Here is a 19,095-nt window from a genome sequence, read left to right as displayed (position 1 = left end):
GGAATGAGGCGCTCTCCCACGCGCCTCGCCCGCTTTCGTGGCGCCTCGGCTCAGTGGCTCAGGCGGTTGTCGATCAGTTCCTGGAGCACCGATGGGTCGGACAGGGTCGAGGTATCGCCCAGGTTGTCCAGTTCGTTGCAGGCGATCTTGCGCAGGATACGGCGCATGATCTTGCCCGAACGGGTTTTCGGCAGGCGCGGTGCCCATTGCAGAAAGTCCGGTTTGGCGAAGCCGCCGATCTCGCGGCTGACCTGATCGATCAGCTCCCGCTTGAGCTGGTCGCTGGGCCGGCTGCCGGTGACCAGGGTGACGAAGGCGTAGACGCACTGGCCCTTGACGTCGTGGGGGCAGCCCACCACGGCGGCTTCCGCGATGCTGTCGTGCAGCACCAGGGCGCTTTCCACTTCGGCGGTGCCGATGCGGTGGCCCGACACGTTGATCACGTCATCGACCCGGCCGGTGATCCAGTAGTAGCCGTCTTCGTCCCGGCGTGCGCCATCGCCGGTGAAATAGTAGCCGGGGCAGGGCTTGAAGTAGGTGTCGATCAGGCGCTGATGGTCGCCGTAGATGCTGCGGATCTGACTCGGCCAACTGGCCTTGATGGCCAGGATGCCGGCGCCGGGTCCCTCGATTTCCTTGCCCTTGTCGTCGAGCAGTACCGGTTGCACACCGAAGAACGGCCGGGTCGCCGAGCCGGGCTTGAGCAGGGTGGCGCCGGGCAGCGGGGTGATCATGATGGCGCCGGTTTCGGTCTGCCACCAGGTATCGACGATCGGGCAGCGACTGTCGCCGACCACGTGGTAGTACCACTCCCAGGCTTCCGGGTTGATCGGCTCGCCCACCGAGCCGAGCAGGCGCAGGCTGGCGCGCGAGGTTTTCCTGACCGGGCCCTCGCCTTCACGCATCAGCGAACGCAGTGCGGTGGGCGCGGTATAGAAGATGTTCACCCGATGCTTGTCGACCACCTGCCAGAAGCGCGAGGCGTCCGGATAGTTGGGCACGCCCTCGAAGATCAGGGTGGTGGCGCCGTTGGCCAGCGGGCCGTAGACGATGTAGCTGTGTCCGGTGATCCAGCCGATGTCGGCGCTGCACCAGTAGATGTCGCCGTCGTGGTAGTCGAACACGTACTGGTGGGTCATCGCCGCCTGCAGCAGGTAGCCGCCGGTGGTGTGCAGCACGCCCTTCGGCTTGCCGGTGCTGCCCGAAGTGTAGAGGATGAACAGCGGCGCCTCGGCGTCCATGGGCTCGGCCGGACAGTCGGCGCTGCAGCCCGGTACGGCTTCGTGGTACCAGAGATCGCGTCCCACGTTCCAGTCGATGGCGCCACCGGTGCGCCGCACCACGATCACGCTGGAAACCCCGGAGCAACTCTGCAGGGCCTTATCGGCGTTACGCTTGAGGGGCACGACCTTGCCGCCGCGCACGCTTTCGTCGGCAGTGATCAGGAGACGGCAGTCGGCGTCGAGGATGCGGTCGCGCAGCGCCTCCGGGGAGAAGCCGCCGAATACCACCGAATGAACGGCGCCGATCCGGGCGCAGGCGAGCATGGCGTAGGCGGCCTCGGGAATCATCGGCATGTAGATGCAGACCCGGTCGCCCTTGCCGATGCCACGACTCTTCAGCAGATTGGCCAGACGGCAGACCTGTTCGTGCAACTGGCGGTAGGTGATTCGCGCGGAGTCGGCGGGATTGTCGCCTTCCCAGATGATCGCCACCTGATCGCCGCGCTGCTTCAGATGCCGGTCGATGCAGTTGTGGGCGACGTTCAACTGGCTACCTTCGAACCAGTGGATCTCGCCCTTGTTCATGTCCCCGCGATGAATGTTCCGCCAGGGCTTGAACCAGTCGAGGAAGAGGGTGGCCTGTTCGGCCCAGAAGCTGTCCGGTTGCTCGACCGATTGCCGATACAGGCGCAGATAGTCGTCATTGTTCAGCCAGCTGTGCTGGCGCAATGCTTCGCTGACGGGATGGTTGGCGATCTTGAACATGGCGGTTCCTTGTTTTTGTGTATCCGCGGGTGACCTAAGCGTGGACCCGAGGACCGCTGTGTTCAAGTCGCGCAAGGGGGGCAGGAGGGGGGGGGCGCAGGCCGGGCGGAACCTGCGCCCGGGGATGGGTCAGCCGCGGTGGCGGCCGCGGAAGTAGCCGATCAGGCCCTGGGTCGAGGCGTCCTCGGCCGGCGACTCGTCATGGCCGGTCAGGCGCTGGTAGACGTTCTTGCCCAGTTCCTTGCCCAACTCGACGCCCCACTGGTCGAAGGCATTGATACCCCAGATGATGCTCTGCGCGAATACCTTGTGCTCGTAGAGGGCGACCAGCGCGCCCAGGCGGTGCGGGCTGACGCGCTCCATCACCAGGGTGTTGCTCGGCCGGTTGCCAGGAATCACCTTGTGCGGTGCCAGGCGCTGCACCTGCTCCTCGCTCATGCCCCTGGCGCGCAGCTCGGCCTCGGCCTCCTCGCGGGTCTTGCCGAGCATCAGTGCCTGGCTCTGCGACAGGCAGTTGGCGTACAGCCACTGGTGGTGGTCGGCCACCGGGTTGTGGCTGACCACCGGCACGATGAAGTCCGCCGGAATCAGCAGGGTGCCCTGGTGCAGCAACTGGTGGTAAGCGTGCTGGCCATTGCAGCCGACGCCGCCCCAGATCACCGGGCCGGTCTCGCAGGAGACCGGGCTGCCGTTCTGGCGCACGCTCTTGCCGTTGGACTCCATGTCCAGCTGTTGCAGATGCTGGGTGATGTTCCGCAGATAGTGGTCGTAGGGCAGGATGGCATGACTCTGCGCGCCCCAGAAGTTGCCGTACCAGACGCCGAGCATGGCCAGCAATACCGGCATGTTGCTTTCGAAGGGCGCGCTCAGGAAGTGCTGGTCCATGGCATAGGCGCCGGAGAGCAGGTCCTTGAAGTTGGCCATGCCGATGGCCAGCGCGGTCGGCAGGCCGATCGCCGACCACAGCGAATAGCGTCCGCCGACCCAGTCCCACATCGGGAAGATGTTCTCCTGACGGATGCCGAAGGCCACCGCTGCCGCGATATTGCTGGAGACGGCGATGAAGTGGCGGTGCAGTTCGCTCTCCGTGCCGCCCTGGGCCAGATACCAGGTACGTGCCGCCTGGGCGTTCTTCAGGGTCTCCAGGGTGCCGAAGGACTTCGAGGAGACGATGAACAGGGTGGTCTCGGCACGCAGGCGGCAGGACAGTTCATGGAACTCGCTGCCGTCGATGTTCGCCAGGTAGTGGCAGCGCACGCCGTGCTGGGCGAAGGGCAGCAGGGCCTCGGATACCAGTTGGGGCCCCAGGAAGGAGCCGCCGATGCCGATGTTCACCACGTCGGTGATGGGTTTTTCCGAGTAGCCGCGCCACAGGCCGTCATGGATGCGGCCGACCAGTTCGGTCATCTGGTTGAGTACCCGGTGCACCTGGGGAATCAGGTTCTCGCCGTCGACCACCAGGCGGTCGCCGATCGGCCGGCGCAGCGCGGTGTGCAGCGCGGGGCGGCCTTCGGAGGCGTTCACCGCTTCGCCTTCGAACAGCGCATGGATAGCTCTTTCCAGCCCGGCCTCGCGCGCTAGGCGCATCAGCAGACTGCGGGTCTCCTGGGTCAGCAGGTTTTTCGAATAGTCGAGAAACAGGCCACTGCTGCTCAGGGAGAACTCGTCGAAGCGTTGCGGATCGTTCTGGAAGGCCTCGCGCATACGGAAGGACTGCATGACTTCGCGATGCTGGCGGAGCGCCTCCCAGGAACTCAGGGTCGTCACATCGAGAGGTTGCTGGTAGTGCGGCATGGAGTTCTGCTTCCTGTGGAGCTGTTCGGATAGCAAAAAGCCCGGAATGCTCCGGGCTTTGCGGGGAAGATGCCCGCAGCGGGCATCGTCGGGGCGGGGGGCTCGCAGGCGTGCGGCGGGCGACTCAGGCAACCTGGACCGGAATCGCGTTGCTGGTATGGCTGAGCACGTTGCCGGGAGCCATGTACAGCATGCGCGGCTTGTGCGTGGCCAGCTCCGCTTCGCTGTAATGCGCATAGGCGCAGATGATCACGCGGTCGCCCTTTTGCGCCTTGTGCGCGGCGGCGCCGTTCACCGAAATCATCTTCGAGCCGTCCTCGGCGCGGATCGCGTAGGTGGTGAAGCGCTCGCCGTTGTCGACGTTGTAGATCTGGATCTGCTCGTACTCATGGATACCTGCCAGATCCAGCCATTCCCCATCGATGGCGCAGGAGCCTTCGTAATCGAGCACCGAGTGGGTCACCTCGGCGCGGTGCAGTTTGGCCTTGAGCATGATGGCATGCATGGCGATTCCTCTTCAGGTTCCACTAGCGGCGGCTGAGTTTGCCTCAAGCGCCGGGGGTGATCAAGAAAACGACCCGCCCGGGCCGACCTACGGGCCGTTCCGGCGAGCCTTCGTCAATGTTCAGGCGATGTCGACGCTCAGGTTGTCGATCAGGCGGGTATTGCCCAGATAGGCCGCTGCGAGCACGACCAGCCGAAGGTCCCCGGGAGCCGCCGGGCGCAGGCTGGCGGCCTCGCGGATCTCCAGGTAGTCGGGACGGAAACCGGCTTGGCGCAACGCCTCCAGTCCCCGGGCGCAAAGCCCGGCGAAGTCCTGTTCGCCTGCCTGGATGGCCGTTCCGATGTCGCTCAGGATGCGGTACAGCGCCGGCGCCACGTTGCGCTGCTCGTCGTTCAGGTAACCGTTGCGCGAGGACAGGGCCAGACCGTCGGCGGCGCGTACGGTGGGTTCGCCGAAGATCTGGATCGGCATGTTGAGGTCGCGTACCAGGGTGCGGATCACCGCCAGTTGCTGGTAGTCCTTCTCGCCGAACAGGGCGATGTCCGGCTGGGCGATGTTGAACAGCTTGGTCACCACGGTGGCGACACCTTCGAAGTGGCCGGGGCGCGCGGCGCCGCAGAGCCCTTCGGAGACGACGGGGACGGAAATGCGCGTCTGTCCCTGCATGCCGCCCGGATACATCTCCTCGGCGTTGGGGGCGAACAACAGGTTGCAACCACCTTCGAGCAGTTTTTCCTGATCGGCGGCGAGGGTGCGCGGATACTTGTCCAGATCCTCGGCGGGGCCGAACTGCAAGGGATTGACGAAGATGCTGGCGACCACGAAGTCGGCACGCTGGCGGGCCTTCTCTACCAGCGCGATGTGTCCTGCGTGCAGGTTGCCCATGGTCGGAACCAGGGCGATGCGCTTGCCATCGCCACGGGCCCGGGCGATGGCGGCGCGTAGTTCGCGGACGGTCTTGAGGGTGATCATGCTGAAAATCCATGTTCGGCTGTGGGGAATTCGCCTTGCTTGACCGCATGCGTGTACGCGGCGAAGGCCGCCTGGATGTTTTCCTGGCCGGCCATGAAGTCTTTCACGAACTTCGGCGTGCGCCCGGTCAGGGACAGCCCGAGCATGTCGTGCATGACCAGGACCTGGCCATCGGTGGCGGCGCCGGCGCCGATGCCTATGACCGGCACGCCCGCCGCACGGGTGATCTGTTCCGCCAGCGGGCTGGGCACGCATTCCAGCAGCAGCATGGCCGCCCCGGCCCGCTCCAGGGCTTCGGCATCGGCACGCAACTGGCGCGCCCGCCCTTCGTCGCGGCCCTGCACCTTGTAGCCGCCGAACAGGTTCACCGATTGCGGAGTCAGGCCCAGATGCACGCAGGCCGGGATGCCGTTCTCGGCCAGGCGCGTCACGGTTTCGCACAGCCAGGCGCCGCCCTCCAGCTTGACCATGTGGGCACCGGCGCGCATGACCTGGGCGCTGCTCTCCAGAGCCTGGTCCAGCGAGGCATAGGACATGAACGGCAGATCGGTGACGATCAGCGCGCCGCGGTTGCCGCGCCTGACGCAGGTGGTGTGATAGGCCATCTCGGCCACGCTGGTGGGCAGGGTGCTGTCGTGGCCCTGCAGAACCATGCCGAGGGAGTCGCCGACCAGCAGCACCTCGATGCCTGCCTGGCTGGCGGTCTGGGCGAAGGTGGCGTCATAGCAGGTCAGCATGACGATCTTTTCGCCGCGCTGCTTGAGTCCTTGCAGAGTGGTCAGGGTTACGTCGGGCATGTCGGTGTCGTCCGGGACGGCATCGGTGGGCACCGATGCGAGGCAATGGGAGGCCTATAGTCCTGATGGGGGGGCTTCAAGTCAATTGCCGCTTTGGGCACCCGTTCATGATTCGCTACGACGGCGCAGTCCTTGCGCCGGACAGGCGGCGAGCAGTTCGTCGAGCGGGCGGCCGTCCGGCAGGCGCAGCCCGGGGGCGATCTCGGCCAGTGGATAGAGCACGAAGGGGCGCGCGTGGAGATGGTAGTGGGGGACGGTCAGGCGTTTTTCGTGCAATTGGCGGTTGCCGAACAGCAGGATATCCAGGTCCAGGGTGCGCGGGCCCCAGCGTTCGGCCTTGCGTACCCGGCCCTGTTTCCGCTCGATCGCCTGCAGGGCATCGAGCAGTTCCAGGGGGGCCAATGCGGAGTCCAGCGCGGCGACGGCATTCACATAGTACGGCTGGTCGGCGGGTCCCAGGGGATCGCTGTCGTAGAAGGCGGAAACCGCCACCAGGCGTGTGCCTGGCAGGGTCCGCAGGGCGTCGAGGGCGACGCACAACTGCATGGCGGGGTCGGCCAGGTTGCTGCCCAGGCCTATATAGACGCGCTCCATCAATCCCGCTCCGGCACATCGCCCGAGCCGCGCCGGCGCCGGTTGGGGCGGCGGCGCTTGCGCGGAGCGCTGCCGGCTTCGTCCTTGCCGCCGAGGGCGCGGATCATGCTGCGTCTTTCGCTGTCGCTGGCCTCCTGGTAGTCGGTCCACCAGTCGCCCAGACCGCCGGTCTGCTCGCCGGCCTCCTCGCGCAGCAGCAGGAAGTCGTAGCCGGCACGGAAGCGCGGATGCTCGAGCAGCAGGTCGGCGCGCTTGCCCTGGCGGCGCGGCAGGCGTTCCTGCAGGTCCCAGATTTCCCGGGCGGGCAGGGTGAAACGCTTGGGAATCGCGGTGCGCCGGCACTGTTCGGTGAGCACCAGATGGGCCGCCTCCTGCAATGCCGGGATCGGCGGCATGCCGCGCTTCTGCAGCTCCAGGGCTCGGGATGGCAGGGCCGGCCAGAGCAGGGCGGCGAACAGGAAGGCGGGAGTCACCGGCTTGCCCTGGGCGATGCGCTCGTCGGTATTGGCCAGGGCATGGCGGACCAGCCGTCCGACATAATCCGGGTTGCGCTCCAGGGCCGCGGCCGTGGCGGGGAACAGCGGGGCGAACAGGTCGTATTCGAGCAGCAGCTCGAAGGTGTCTTCGGCGTAACCCGAGAGGAACAGCTTGAGCACCTCGTCGAACAGGCGGGGGGCGGGAATGTCGCGCAACAACGGTGCGAGCCGGCGGATCGGTGCGGCGCTGTGATGCTCGATGTCGAAGTCGAGCTTGGCGGCGAAGCGCACGGCGCGCAGCATGCGCACCGGGTCCTCCAGGTAACGCTGCTCGGGATCGCCGATCAGGCGAACCAGATGGTTGCGGATGTCGTGCACGCCATGGGCGTAATCGAGGATGCGATCGTGGGCGATGTCGAAATACAGGGCGTTGATGGTGAAGTCGCGGCGCTGGGCGTCTTCTTCCAGGGTGCCGTAGACGTTGTCGCGCAGAATCCGGCCGCTTTCATGGCGCATCGCCAGATGGTTGTCCTCGTCGTCTTCCTCGTCGTCCGGATGGTGGGCGCGGAAGGTGGCGACTTCGATGATTTCCCGGCCGAAATGTACATGGGCCAGCTTGAAGCGGCGGCCGATCACCCGTGCATTGCGGAACTCGGCGCGGACCTGTTCGGGCGTGGCGCTGGTGGCGACATCGAAGTCCTTCGGCTCGATGTCGAGCAGCAGGTCTCGGACGCAACCGCCGACGACGTAGGCCTGGTAGCCGGCATTTTGCAGACGTTCCACCACGCTGACGGCATGGCGGCTGATGTCGGCGCGGCGCAGCGAATGCTGCTGGCTGCCAAGGACCTCCGGCGTGCTGCGCGGATGGGGGCGGTTCAGGGACAGGCGAAAGGACTTGAACAGCTTCTTCAGCATCGGAGGTGCACTGCTTGACGGAGTGGCCGGCCAGAAATGCGCCTGACCGCGGAATGGCTGCGGATTCTAGCACCGGTACCGGAGGATGGATGAAACCGGAATGACCCTCGAACGCAGAAAGGGAGCCGAAGCTCCCTTTCAAATCGAGGTGCGTGCGTTGTTCTTGTTCTGCTCCGGGCTTGTTGTTCTTGTTGTGCGCCCGTCCCGGTTGGCTCCTTGGCTCCGGGATGGCCCCCAATGGGGAGCCAATAGCAAACGGATTTCTTTGGTTGCAGATATTGCCTAGGGTCCTGCGGACCTACCAGTTCGGGTGCTGCTTCGTGGCAGTTTTGTTGTTCTCGGTCTGGCTGCGGGCTTCGCCCGGCGGGCATGCGCCTACTCCAAAAAAATCGGTTGGCTCCGTCTCCGCGTCGTTGTTCTTGTTAGGCTGGAGTCGTGTCGTCGTTCTTATTGTGGGTGGTACGTCTTGTTATTGTTGTTGTACGAATTAAAGAGCAGATGTCGTGCCAGAAATTGAAATTCCTTTTAAATCAGTTGCTTAGATTTTTTATGGTCGATTGTGTGACATGGATGGCCGAGCCTTGGTTACCTGCCGACCCGGTTTCTGTTACCACTTTTTTCGGGGGTAACAGCCTGTCGGCGGCCGGTTGTTACCCGATGTCCTTCAGGAACTGGGAGCGCTCGACTTGCGGCGCGGAATGCCGAGACGCTGGCGACGTTCCCACAGGCACTTGCGGCTGATGCCGAGCTTGCGGGCCAGTTCGGTCTCGGTCATGTGGTCCTGATGCTCCAGGACGAAGTGCTGGAAGTAGTCTTCCAGCGAGAGATCCTCGGTGGGCTCGTGGCTGCCGTCGACCTCGGGATCGGGTAATTCGGCGAAATCATCGTCCTCCAGGTCTTCCAGTTCGACATCGACGCCCAGCAGGTCGGCCGGTATGGTCTGGCTTTCGCAGAGGATCACCGCGCGCTCGATGGCATTCTCCAGTTCGCGCACGTTGCCCGGCCAGGCGTACTGGCAGATGGTCCGCTCGGCCTCGGGGGAGAAGCACAGCTCGCCGCGCTCCATGCGCTCGCTCTGGCGCCTGAGGAAGGCCTGGGCGATCTCCAGGACGTCACCGTCGCGCTCGCGCAGGGCCGGCAGCTTCAGCGAGATGACATTGAGCCGGTAGAACAGGTCCTCACGGAACTGGCCGGTCTTGGACAGTCCCTTGAGATCGCGGTGGGTGGCGGCGATCAGGCGGACATCGACCTTCTGCGACTGCACCGAGCCGACCCGGCGGATCTCGCCCTCCTGCAGCACGCGCAGCAGGCGCGCCTGGGCCTCCAGGGGCAGTTCGCCGATCTCGTCGAGGAACAGGGTGCCGCCGTCGGCGGCTTCGACCAGGCCGGTGCGTCCGGCGACGGCGCCGGTAAAGGCGCCTTTCTCGTGGCCGAAGAGTTCGGATTCGATCAGGGTTTCCGGGATCGCTGCGCAGTTCACCGAGATCAGCGGGGCCTTGGCGCGTTTCGACAGGTCGTGCAGGGCGCGGGCGACCAGTTCCTTGCCGGTGCCGGATTCGCCCTGGATCAGCACCGTGGAGTCGGTCGGGGCGACCTTGCGGATCTTGCCGAACAGATCGCGCATGGCGGGACAGGAGCCGATGATGCCGATCTCGCCGCTGGCCGGGGCGGGGGCCTGGGCGGCCGCCGGTTCGGCCAGGGCGGCCGGCGCCTGGCGGCGCTCGCTGAGGATGCGCGCCACCGTCTGCAACATCTCGTCGTGGTCGAAGGGCTTGGCGATGTAGTCCATCGCGCCCATCTTCATCGAGTCCACCGCCGAGCGCAGGCTGGCATAGCTGGTCATGATCAGTACCGGGGTACCCTCGGCCAGGCGTATCAGTTCGGTGCCGGGCGCGCCGGGCAGGCGCAGGTCGCTGATGATCAGGTCGAAGCCGGGCAGGCTGTGGCGCTCCCGGGCTTCCTGCACCGAGCCGGCCTCGCTGACCTGATAGTGGTTGCGTTCCAGCAGGCGGCGCAGGGCGGAGCGGATGATGGTTTCGTCTTCGACGATCAGAATATGTGGCATCGGACGGACTCTCTCGACGGTCTCACGGCACCGGCGCCATGTCGACATGCCGTGGCAGGGTGACCCGGATGCGGGTCCCGCGTTGCCGCTCGGGGTCGGCCGGGCTGTCGACGGCGATCCGGCCATAATGCTCTTCCACGATCGAATAGACCAGTGCGAGGCCGAGGCCGGTCCCCTTGCCTGGGTCCTTGGTGGTGAAGAAGGGGTCGAACAGACGGCCGGCGATGGCCTTGGGGATGCCGCTGCCCTCATCCTCGACGATCAGGTCGATGCTCTGTTCCACGGCCTCGCTGCGCACGCGGATGACTCCGCCGGGAGGGGAGGCGTCGCGGGCGTTGGAAAGCAGGTTGACCAGTACCTGCACCAGCCGCTGAGGGTCGCCGACCACGCAGTGGCCGGGATCGCAGAGATTGAGGAAGCTGACCTCGGTGCCTTCGCGGTTGAGCGACAGCAGGCCGATCGCCTCGCGGGCGATGTCGGCCAGGCACACCGCTTCGCTGGCCTGCGTGTGGCTGCCGGCATGGGCGAAGCTCATCAGCGAGCGGACGATGCGCGTCACCCGCTTGGTCTGGTCGATGATCTGGCTGCTGATCTCGCCCAGTTCGGCATCGTCCTCGTGTTCCTCGCGCAGGTTCTGCGCCAGGCAGGCGATGCCGGTGATCGGATTGCCGATCTCGTGAGCCACGCCGGCGGCCAGGCGGCCGATGCTGGCCAGGCGCTCGGAGTGCGCCAGTTTGTTTTCCAGCAATTGGGTTTCGGTGAGATCTTCGACCAGCAGGACCAGGCCGCTGCTGCCCGGGGCCAGGGGCTCGTCGATCGCCGCCTTGTGCAGGTTGAGCCAGCGCATCTGGCCGTCCAGCGACAGCCGCTGCTTGTACAGGTGTTCGTCGGAGCGCTGGACGAAGTCCTCCAGCAGGTTCCGCCAGGGGGGGTCGAGGGTGGTCAGACAGGAGCCGACCACGCGCTCGGCGGATATGCCGGTGAGTTCCTCCATGGCCCGGTTCCACATGAGGATCTCCTTGTCCTTGGACAGCGAGCAGACGCCCATCGGCAGTTCCTGCAGGGTCTGCCGGTGGTAGCGGCGCAACGCGTCGAGTTCGGCGGCCAGGCCGGTCAGGCGCGAGCGGTAGTCTTCCAGGCGGCTTTCGATGAAGTGGATGTCCTCGGTGATGTAGTCTTCGCTGGCGGTCTTGTAGGGCAGGAAGGTCTCGACGATATCCTGCGCCACGCTCGGCCCCATCAGGCCGGACAGGTTGGCCTCGATGCGGTCGCGCAGGCGTCGCAGGGCGAAGGGGCGGCTCTCGTCGAACGGCAGGTGCAGGTCGCGCAGGGCCTGCTTCACCTCGCGCTGAGCGGTCCTGGCGCCGAGCGGGCGGGTCAGCCGGGCGGCGAACTCCTGGGCGGAGGTGGCCAGCAGTTCGCGGCGCTGCGGCCGGCGCACGTTGTCCACGGCGCAGGCCTCGCCGGCGCTGCGCTCCTCGGGGCTCGGCTCGGTGAATATCGACACCAGGGAGAACACCAGCACGTTGGCGGCCAGCGAGGTGATCGCCGCCAGGTGCCAACTGGTGTCGTCCAGCGCATAGACGAAATTCAGCAACGGCAGGTGCACGTCCTGCAGGTTGCCGAGCATGGGCAGCATCATGCCGCCCAGCCATACCGTCATGCCGACCAGGAGGCCAGCGATGAAACCGCGACGGTTGGCGGTCTGCCAGTAGAGGGTCGAAAGCACGCCGGGAAGGAACTGCAAGGTGGCGACGAAGGCGGTGACGCCGAGGTTGGACAGGTTCTGGCTGGCGTCCAGCATTCGGTAGAAGGCGTAGCCGGCGGCGATGATGGCGATGATCAGCGTACGCCGCGTCCATTTCAGCCAGCGGTAGATGTTGCCTTCGGCCGGTGGCTGGTACAGCGGCAGCACCAGGTGATTGAGGGTCATCCCGGACAGGGCGAGGGTCAGGACGATGATCAGCCCGCTGGAGGCGGACAGTCCACCGACATAGGCCAGCAGAGTGAGGGGCGCGTTTTCCAGCGCCAGGCCCACGCCCAGGGTGAAATATTCCGGGCCGGTGGCGACTTCCAGGTGCATGCCGGCCCAGAGGATCAGCGGGACGGCCAGGCTCATCAGCAACAGGAACAGCGGCAGGCCCCAACTGGCGCTGGCCAGGCCGCGGGGGTTGAGGTTCTCGGTGAAGGCCATGTGGTACATGTGCGGCATGACGATGGCCGAGGCGAAGAACAGCAGCAGCAGGGTGCGCCAGGGGCCTTCCTGCAGCGGCGTGTGCAGCGTGCCCAGCACTTCCCGCTGGTGCAGCAGCCACTGCTCCAGGCCCTGGGGACCGTCGAACACCCGGTACAGGGTATAGAGCCCGATACCGCCGAGGGCCACCAGCTTGACCAGCGACTCGAAGGCGATGGCGCAGACCAGGCCCTGGTGTTTCTCGCGGGTGGCGATATGCCGCGAGCCGAAGAGGATGGTGAAGAGCATGATCAGGGCGCAGAAGCTCAGGGCCACGCGCGCTTTCACCGGCTCCTGGGTGAGGATGCCCACCGAGTCGGTGACGGCCTGGATCTGCAGGGCCAGCAGCGGCAGTACCGAGACCAGCATGAACAGGGTGGTCAGCGCGCCGGCCCAGGTGCTGCGGAAGCGGAAGGCGAACAGGTCGGCCAGGGACGACAGTTGGTAGGTGCGGGTCAGGCGCAGGATCGGGTAGAGCAGCACCGGCGCCAGCATGAAGGCGCCGGAAACCCCCAGGTAGCAGGCGAGAAAGCCGTAGCCGTACTGGTAGGCCATGCCGACCGCGCCGTAGAAGGCCCAGGCGCTGGCATACACGCCGAGGGATAGGGTGTAGACCAGCGGATGGCGGATCAGCCGCTGCGGGATCAGGCCCTGCTCGCTGAGCCAGGCGACGCCGAACAGGGTCAGCAGGTAGGCGGCGCTGATCAGCAGCAGTTCACTCAGGCTAAAGCTCATCGGCGTCGGGCTGGCTCTGCAGGATGAAGGTCACCACGATGAGGATCAGCCACAGCAGGTACGGGCGGTACCAGGCGCCGTTGGGGTCGATCCACCAGTCCATGATGGCGGGGGAGAACAGATAGATTCCCACCACCAGCAGCAGGACCAGTCGGTAGATGTACATGGCGTGCCTCCATGGTGGATGGGCAATGGCGTCGGCGATGGTAATGGAAGCGCGCGCCGGCGCAAGCGTGACGGTATCCCGTCGGACGACCGTTCAGCCGAGCGTGGCCTCGGCCAGGGTTCCACGGCGCGGAATGCGCTCCGCATCCCAGTGGGCGATGCCCCAGTCGAGCAGCTCTCGCGGGCGGGCATGCTCCAGCCCGGCCGGCGGGCACTGACCGAGCGCGCGCAGGGCGCGCTGCAGCAACGGACCGGCCCGTTCGGCGGGGAGCGGCGGGGAGCGATAGGATTTGCCGAGTTTGTGGCCGTCCGGCTGGACGATCAGCGGTACATGCAGATAGCGCGGCCGGGACAGGCCGAGCAGTTCCTGCAGGTAGAGCTGGCGCGGGCTCGAGTCGAGCAGGTCGGCGCCGCGCACCACGTCGGTCACACCCTGCCAGGCGTCGTCGAGGACCACCGCCAACTGGTAGGCGTACAGGCCGTCGCGGCGGCGGATTACGAAGTCGCCGACCTCGCGGGCGAGCTGCTGGGCGAAGGCGCCCTGCACCCGGTCGACGAAGGCGTATTCGCGCTCCGGCACGCGCAGGCGGATGGCGGCGTCGCGGCTGGCCTGTCCAGCCTCCCGGCAGAAGCCCGGATAGATTCCGGAAAATCCCTCCAGTCGTTTGCGCGAACAGGTGCAGGCATAGGCCAGCCCCCGCTCGAGCAGGTGCTCGACCGTCTCGCCGTACGCTGCCAGACGCTCGCTCTGGCGCACCACTTCGCCGTCCCACTCGAAACCATAGTCTTCCAGGGTCTTGAGGATGCCCGCCTGGGCACCCGGCACCTCGCGGGGCGGGTCGAGGTCCTCCATGCGCAGCAGCCAGCGACCACCGACGTGGCGCGCATCCAGATAGGACGCCAGGGCGGCGATCAGCGAACCGAAGTGCAGGTAGCCGCTGGGAGTGGGAGCGAAGCGACCGACGTAAGGAACGGGCGGGGAGACGATCATGCGCGGGTAGCGCTCGGCTGGCTGGCGATCGACGCCGGCAACCCGTCGGGCCGCGGACGCGAGGGGGCGCCGCCGGGGCGCCCCGCACGCAGGATCAACTGCCGATCTGCTTTTCCTTGATTTCCGCCAGCGTCTTGCAGTCGATGCACAGGGTGGCGGTGGGGCGCGCCTCGAGGCGGCGAATGCCGATTTCCACGCCGCAGGAGTCGCACCAGCCGTATTCGTTTTCCTCGATCAGTTGCAGGGTTTCGTCGATCTTCTTGATCAATTTGCGTTCACGGTCACGGGCACGCAGTTCCAGGCTGAACTCCTCTTCCTGACTGGCCCGGTCGGCGGGATCGGGGAAGTTGGCGGCCTCGTCCTGCATGTGGTGCACGGTGCGGTCGACCTCTTCCATCAACTCCTGCTTCCACTTGTTGAGGATGTTGGTGAAATGAGCGCGCATGTTCTCGCTCATGTATTCCTCGCCCGGGGTTTCCGGGTAAGGTACGAAACCGCGAACCAAGTTGTTCTGTTTTGCTTTGGTGGGCATGGATGACCGCCTCGCTTTCTCTAATCCATACACGCAGGCACATGTTCCCTGCCGACGGATGTCGGCCCTGCGACCGCAAGCGGCCGAACTTACCAGAAGCCATCGGGCCGCGCTACTCCCAGGCTCCGCCATGGCGGCTGCCAGAGCGGTCCCGGCGGAGTAGAATCCATTCCTTCGCCCCCATTTGTTTGTATGGAAGGCCCATGCCCTACAGTGCGCGCAGTCGCGCCATCGAACCCTTTCATGTCATGGCCCTGCTGGCCCGTGCCAACGAACTCCAGGCCCTGGGCCATGACGTGATCCACCTGGAGATCGGCGAGCCGGATTTTTCCACGGCAGCGCCCATCGTCGCCGCCGGGCAGGCGGCGCTGGCGGCCGGGCACACCCGCTACACCGCCGCGCGCGGCCTGCCGCAGCTGCGCGAGGCCATCGCCCGCTTCTACGCCCGGCGTCATCGCTTGACTATAGACCCCGGGCGCATCCTGATCACGCCCGGCGGCTCGGGTGCCCTGCTGCTGGCCACGAGCCTACTGGTCGATCCGGGCCGGCACTGGCTGCTGGCCGATCCCGGCTATCCCTGCAACCGTCACTTCCTGCGCCTGGTCGAGGGAGATGCGCAACTGGTGCCGGTCGGACCGGAGCAGCGTTACCAACTGACCCCGGAGCTGGTCGAGCGATACTGGCGCGAGCAGAGCGTCGGCGCTCTGGTCGCCTCGCCGGCCAACCCCACCGGAACGCTGTTGCGTCGCGACGAACTGGCGGCGCTGTCCGCCGCCCTGCGTGTGCGTGGCGGCCACCTCGTGGTGGACGAGATCTACCATGGCCTGACCTACGGTGTGGATGCGCCCAGCGTGCTGGAAGTGGACGACGACGCCTTCGTGCTCAACAGTTTTTCCAAGTATTTCGGCATGACCGGCTGGCGGCTCGGTTGGCTGGTGGCGCCCGCGGCGGCGGTGCCCGAACTAGAGAAGCTGGCGCAGAACCTCTACATCAGCGCCTCGACCCTGGCCCAGCACGCTGCCCTGGCCTGCTTCGAGGAGGAAACCCTGGCGATTCTCGAAGCGCGCCGCGCCGAGTTCGCCCGGCGCCGCGACTACCTGCTGCCGGCACTGCGCGAGCTGGGTTTCGGCATCGCCGTGGAGCCCGAAGGGGCCTTTTATCTGTATGCCGATATCGGCGCCTTCGGCGGGGATGCCTTCGCCTTCTGCCGACACTTCCTGGAGCGCGAGTTCGTCGCCATCACGCCGGGCGTCGATTTCGGCCGGCACCTGGCCGGCCGCCATGTGCGCTTCGCCTACACGCAGAGCCTGCCGCGCCTGGAGCAGGCGGTCGAGCGCATCGCCCGTGGCCTGAGGAGCTGGCGACCCGATGCGCTTTGATCCGCCGCTGGAAGAAGGGCACCTGCTGCGCCGCTACAAGCGCTTTTTCGCCGACATCGAGACGCCGGACGGCGAGGCGCTGTGCATCCACTGCCCGAACACCGGCTCCATGTTCAACTGCATGGCCGAGGGTGGGCGCGTCTGGTTCAGCCGCTCGAACGACCCCAGGCGCAAGCTGCCGGGCACCTGGGAGCTGAGCGAGACCCCGCAGGGACGGCTGGCCTGCGTGAATACCGCGCGGGCCAATCCGTTGGTGGAGGAGGCATTGCGCGCCGGCTCGATCGCCGAGCTGACGGGGTTTACCGGACTGCGGCGAGAGGTCCGCTACGGGCTGGAGAACAGCCGGGTGGACTTCTGCCTGGACTATCCGGACGGGACGGCCTTCGTCGAGGTGAAGAGCGTCACCCTGGGCTTCGCCGACAGCCCGGTCGCCGCCTTCCCGGATGCCCGCACCGAGCGCGGCGCCAAGCACCTGCGCGAGCTGGCGGTCCTGGCGCGGCAGGGCGTGCGCACGGTGCAATTGTATTGCGTGAATCTGTCCGGCATCGCGGCGGTGCGCCCGGCGGCGGAAATCGACCCGGGCTATGCGCAGGCGCTGCGCGAAGCCGTGGCGGCGGGCGTCGAAGTGCTCGCCTACGGCGCCGAGCTGTCGCCTGCGGCGATCCGGCTGGTACGCCGGCTCGAGGTGTGCCTGTAGGGCGGCGCTTACAGGCGCACCCAGATGCCGGTCCCGTCCTCACGACAGTCGATGCGCGGCAGGCGTTCTCCGGCGCAGGGGCCGGACACGCACTTGCCGCTGTCGATCAGGAACAGCGCGCCGTGGGTGGCGCATTGGATCAGGCTGCCGCTGGCGTCGAGAAAACGGTCGGGCTGCCATTCCAGCGGAATGCCCAGATGCGGGCAACTGTTCAGGTAGACGAAGGCCCGGTTGTTCCGGCGGACCGCGAGAAGTTTCCGGCCTTCGAGCGAAAAGCTGCGGCTTTGTCCCTCGCCGAGGGTGTTTCCGGCACAGAGAAGCTGCATGACACCTCCCGAAAAGCCGGGATTATCCCGGCCGGCAGAGGCGGGTGGAAGCCGTGCGCTGGTGATTGGCCGGATCGCCTCTTATGCTTGCCGCCACGTTCGTTGCCAGAGTTCTTCATGAGCGTCCGCGTTCGCCGTTCCCGCATCCTGCTGCCCGCCCTAGGCCTGTTGCTGCTGCTCGCCTTCTGGCTGTCGCTGGCGCTGGGACCGCTGCGGTTGCCCTTGGTCGACTCCCTGCTGGCTCTGTTGCGCCTGGCCGGGCTGCCCTTGTCCGGGGAGGGGCTCGAGCAGGCCGAACTGATCGTCGGGCAGATCCGTCTGCCGAGGACCCTGCTCGGCCTGGCGGTGGGCAGCGTGCTGGCGCTGAGCGGGGTGGCGATGCAGGCCCTGTTCCGCAATCCGTTGGCCGATCCCGGGCTGATCGGCGTGTCCGGCGGCGCCGCGCTGGGGGCTGCGCTGGCGATCGTCGGCGGCTCGCTGTCCGGCGCCGGCGAGTCGCCCGAGGCGTCGCCTTACCTGCTATCGGCGAGCGCTTTCGCCGGGGGGCTGGCGGTGACCGCGCTGGTCTATCGACTGGGACGGCACGACGGCCGGACCCGGGTCGCCACCATGCTGCTCGCCGGGCTCGCCCTCAGTGCCCTGGCCGGCGCGGCGGTCGGCCTGTGCGGCTATCTGGCCGACGATGCCGCGCTACGTCGGCTGACCTTCTGGAATCTGGGCAGCCTGAGCGGCGCCAGCTATGCCCGGCTCTGGCCACTGCTGCTGGCGACCCTGGGCGTGGCGCTCTGGCTGCCGCGTCGCGCCGGGGCGCTGAATGCCCTGCTGCTGGGCGAGTCCGAAGCACGCCATCTCGGTTTCGACGTGGAGCGGCTGAAGCGCGAACTGGTGTTCTGCACGGCCCTCGGTGTGGGGGCGGCGGTGGCGGCGGCCGGACTGATCGGTTTCGTCGGTCTTCTGGTCCCGCACCTGCTGCGTCTGCTCTGCGGGCCGGATCATCGCCTGCTGCTACCGGCGGCCATGCTCGGCGGCGCCAGCCTGCTGCTGTTCGCCGATCTGCTGGCGCGCCTGTTACTGGCGCCGGCCGAGCTGCCGCTCGGCATAGTCACGGCGCTGCTCGGCGCGCCTTTCTTCCTCTGGTTGCTGCGGCGGGAGCCGCTCTGATGTTGCGGGTCGAGGGGCTGGCCGTGCAACGCGGCGGCCGGCAGGTGCTGAGGGGGATCGACCTGGATCTGCGGCCCGGCGAACTGCTCGGTGTGCTGGGGCCGAACGGGGCGGGCAAGTCTTCGCTGCTGGCGGCGCTTTCCGGCGAACTGCGTCCGACGGCGGGCCAGGTCCGCCTGGATGGCCGGGCGCTGGCCGACTGGCCGGGACTGGAGCGGGCGCGACGGTTGGCGGTGTTGCCGCAGAGCCCGGCTCTGGAGTTCGCCTTTCGCGTCGAGGAGGTGGTCGGCTTCGGCCGACTGCCCCATGCCAGCGGTCGGCAGCGCGATACGCAGATCGTCGCCCGGGCCCTGGCGGTGGCCGACATTGCCCATCTGCTCGGGCGCAGTTACCTGAGTCTGTCCGGTGGCGAGCGCCAGCGGGTTCATCTGGCGAGGGTGCTGGCGCAACTCTGGCCGGGCGGCGCGCAGCGGGTGCTCCTGCTCGACGAGCCGACCTCGATGCTCGATCCCCTGCACCAGCACAGCATCTTGCAGGCGGTGCGGGAGTTCGCCGGACAGGGCACGGCTGTGCTGGCGATACTTCACGACCTGAATCTGGCGGCGCGCTATTGCGATCGCCTGCTGCTGCTGGCCGATGGCCGCGCGTGGGCGCTCGGCAGTCCCGAGGAGGTCCTGCGTGCCGGGCCGCTGAAGGCGGTCTTCGGTCTCGACGTACTGGTGCAGCGCCATCCGGAGCGGGGGCATCCGCTGATCGTGGCGCGCTGAGGA

At 66.8% G+C, this 19,095-nt stretch carries 17 protein-coding genes; 4 read left to right on the top strand and 13 right to left on the bottom strand.

Annotated features, from left to right (window positions below):
* Nucleotides 1-50: 50 nt before the first annotated feature.
* The 12 genes from acs to dksA form a co-directional block, all read right to left on the bottom strand.
* The gene (gene acs, locus AVCA_RS19455) at nucleotides 51-1,988 is read right to left on the bottom strand and encodes an acetate--CoA ligase (RefSeq protein ID WP_012702766.1); all 1,938 of its coding nucleotides are present in this window, start codon (nucleotides 1,986-1,988) and stop codon (nucleotides 51-53) included.
* A gap of 129 nt (nucleotides 1,989-2,117) precedes the next feature.
* Nucleotides 2,118-3,782, bottom strand: coding sequence for a glucose-6-phosphate isomerase (pgi, locus tag AVCA_RS19450; RefSeq protein ID WP_012702765.1), 1,665 nt, complete (start codon nucleotides 3,780-3,782; stop codon nucleotides 2,118-2,120).
* Nucleotides 3,783-3,906: 124 nt separating this feature from the next.
* Nucleotides 3,907-4,287 (bottom strand): aspartate 1-decarboxylase, encoded by a 381-nt coding sequence (gene panD / locus AVCA_RS19445; RefSeq protein ID WP_012702764.1) that lies wholly within the window; start codon nucleotides 4,285-4,287, stop codon nucleotides 3,907-3,909.
* A 120-nt stretch (nucleotides 4,288-4,407) separates the two neighbouring features.
* Complete coding sequence (gene panC / locus AVCA_RS19440; protein ID WP_012702763.1) at nucleotides 4,408-5,259, bottom strand: pantoate--beta-alanine ligase; 852 nt, start codon at nucleotides 5,257-5,259, stop codon at nucleotides 4,408-4,410.
* Nucleotides 5,256-6,056, bottom strand: coding sequence for a 3-methyl-2-oxobutanoate hydroxymethyltransferase (gene panB / locus AVCA_RS19435; RefSeq protein ID WP_041807617.1), 801 nt, complete (start codon nucleotides 6,054-6,056; stop codon nucleotides 5,256-5,258). Before panB ends, panC begins: the two co-directional genes overlap by 4 nt.
* Nucleotides 6,057-6,161: 105 nt before the next feature.
* On the bottom strand, nucleotides 6,162-6,650 hold the full coding sequence (gene folK, locus AVCA_RS19430; RefSeq protein WP_012702761.1) for a 2-amino-4-hydroxy-6-hydroxymethyldihydropteridine diphosphokinase: 489 nt from the start codon (nucleotides 6,648-6,650) through the stop codon (nucleotides 6,162-6,164).
* Nucleotides 6,650-8,041, bottom strand: coding sequence for a polynucleotide adenylyltransferase PcnB (locus tag AVCA_RS19425; RefSeq protein ID WP_012702760.1), 1,392 nt, complete (start codon nucleotides 8,039-8,041; stop codon nucleotides 6,650-6,652). Before AVCA_RS19425 ends, folK begins: the two co-directional genes overlap by 1 nt.
* A 664-nt stretch (nucleotides 8,042-8,705) precedes the next feature.
* Complete coding sequence (locus tag AVCA_RS19420) at nucleotides 8,706-10,106, bottom strand: sigma-54-dependent transcriptional regulator (protein WP_012702759.1); 1,401 nt, start codon at nucleotides 10,104-10,106, stop codon at nucleotides 8,706-8,708.
* A gap of 22 nt (nucleotides 10,107-10,128) precedes the next feature.
* Complete coding sequence (locus tag AVCA_RS19415; RefSeq protein ID WP_012702758.1) at nucleotides 10,129-13,074, bottom strand: sensor histidine kinase; 2,946 nt, start codon at nucleotides 13,072-13,074, stop codon at nucleotides 10,129-10,131.
* Nucleotides 13,064-13,240, bottom strand: a complete 177-nt coding sequence (locus AVCA_RS25790) for a hypothetical protein (protein ID WP_012702757.1) — start codon at nucleotides 13,238-13,240, stop codon at nucleotides 13,064-13,066. The genes AVCA_RS19415 and AVCA_RS25790 overlap by 11 nt, the downstream gene beginning before the upstream one ends.
* 93 nt (nucleotides 13,241-13,333) lie before the next feature.
* Nucleotides 13,334-14,230: a tRNA glutamyl-Q(34) synthetase GluQRS gene (gene gluQRS / locus AVCA_RS19405; RefSeq protein ID WP_012702756.1), complete on the bottom strand. Its 897-nt coding sequence runs from the start codon at nucleotides 14,228-14,230 to the stop codon at nucleotides 13,334-13,336.
* A gap of 94 nt (nucleotides 14,231-14,324) precedes the next feature.
* Nucleotides 14,325-14,762 carry an RNA polymerase-binding protein DksA gene (dksA, locus tag AVCA_RS19400; protein WP_012702755.1) on the bottom strand — a complete coding sequence of 146 codons (438 nt, stop codon included), beginning with the start codon at nucleotides 14,760-14,762 and terminating at the stop codon, nucleotides 14,325-14,327.
* Between the two features lie 203 nt (nucleotides 14,763-14,965).
* Between dksA and AVCA_RS19395 the strand changes: the two genes are divergently transcribed.
* Nucleotides 14,966-16,141 carry a pyridoxal phosphate-dependent aminotransferase gene (locus AVCA_RS19395; protein ID WP_012702754.1) on the top strand — a complete coding sequence of 392 codons (1,176 nt, stop codon included), beginning with the start codon at nucleotides 14,966-14,968 and terminating at the stop codon, nucleotides 16,139-16,141.
* Complete coding sequence (gene sfsA / locus AVCA_RS19390; RefSeq protein ID WP_012702753.1) at nucleotides 16,131-16,838, top strand: DNA/RNA nuclease SfsA; 708 nt, start codon at nucleotides 16,131-16,133, stop codon at nucleotides 16,836-16,838. Before AVCA_RS19395 ends, sfsA begins: the two co-directional genes overlap by 11 nt.
* An 8-nt stretch (nucleotides 16,839-16,846) precedes the next feature.
* On the opposite strand, the gene AVCA_RS19385 is transcribed toward sfsA, so the two are convergent.
* Nucleotides 16,847-17,164 (bottom strand): Rieske (2Fe-2S) protein, encoded by a 318-nt coding sequence (locus tag AVCA_RS19385; RefSeq protein WP_012702752.1) that lies wholly within the window; start codon nucleotides 17,162-17,164, stop codon nucleotides 16,847-16,849.
* A gap of 117 nt (nucleotides 17,165-17,281) precedes the next feature.
* Here AVCA_RS19385 and AVCA_RS19380 point away from each other — a divergent pair, with 117 nt between their 5' ends.
* Together AVCA_RS19380 and AVCA_RS19375 are read left to right on the top strand one after the other, a co-directional pair.
* Nucleotides 17,282-18,325, top strand: coding sequence for a FecCD family ABC transporter permease (locus AVCA_RS19380; RefSeq protein WP_012702751.1), 1,044 nt, complete (start codon nucleotides 17,282-17,284; stop codon nucleotides 18,323-18,325).
* The gene (locus AVCA_RS19375; RefSeq protein ID WP_012702750.1) at nucleotides 18,325-19,092 is read left to right on the top strand and encodes a heme ABC transporter ATP-binding protein; all 768 of its coding nucleotides are present in this window, start codon (nucleotides 18,325-18,327) and stop codon (nucleotides 19,090-19,092) included. The genes AVCA_RS19380 and AVCA_RS19375 overlap by 1 nt, the downstream gene beginning before the upstream one ends.
* The last annotated feature ends 3 nt before the right edge of the window (nucleotides 19,093-19,095 follow it).

This window comes from Azotobacter vinelandii CA (assembly GCF_000380335.1).
GTDB lineage: Bacteria > Pseudomonadota > Gammaproteobacteria > Pseudomonadales > Pseudomonadaceae > Azotobacter > Azotobacter vinelandii.
Note: the sequence above shows the minus strand (reverse complement) of the source record. Positions and strands in the feature narration are given on the sequence as shown.